General features: G+C 47.3%; 1 protein-coding gene and 1 pseudogene. Both read left to right on the forward strand.

The features are described 5' to 3' along the window. The coding region (locus SB660_RS18920) for a DUF5391 family protein (protein WP_410583751.1) at positions 1–255 on the forward strand (255 nt) is incomplete at its 5' end. 103 nt (positions 256–358) lie between these two features. Next, positions 359–529, forward strand: a pseudogene (locus SB660_RS24500) (outer membrane protein assembly factor BamB family protein); the annotation flags it as partial.

A 529-nucleotide genomic window follows, 5' to 3' on the forward strand; every position in this document is an offset into this window, starting at 1 on the left:
ATATATGCGGTCCCGCTCATTATGTATATTCTCGGTGTTCGTGGCATGAAAATCATCATGGCTGTTTTTTGCGGGATCGGGCTTATCATTTGCGCGGCTGTCTTGTTGGTGGCGTTATTGACCGCAATTTCCTTAGGGCAGGAGCTGTCTCTTTATTACGGTCTTTTCGTTTGGTCAGGCGCGGCTTTCATCGTCAATGTGGTGTGGTATATTGCCGCGTTTCGATCATCCCCGAAGCATCAGCAGGCTATGTGACATTTGTTCTATAAATCTACCGAAAATACAAATATTTCATAGGATGATTATGGTATGATGAAAGCGGTATAGCAGTTTTTAATAGAAACGGGAGGAACTGACATTGAAAAAAAAGACAGCTTCATTGCGAATGAAAACATTGGCGGCCGGCGCTGCGGTTGCTGCGGCTTTATCTGTGGGGGCGGTTTCTGATCTGCCGGGGGCAAAATGGCTGCATCCGGCGGCTGCTCAAGCCGCGGAAACCGTATTTAAACAAAATCATGCGGCATCCGGT

It is taken from the genome of Bacillus sp. SIMBA_005 (genome assembly GCF_046535585.1).
Lineage (GTDB): Bacteria > Bacillota > Bacilli > Bacillales > Bacillaceae > Bacillus > Bacillus pumilus.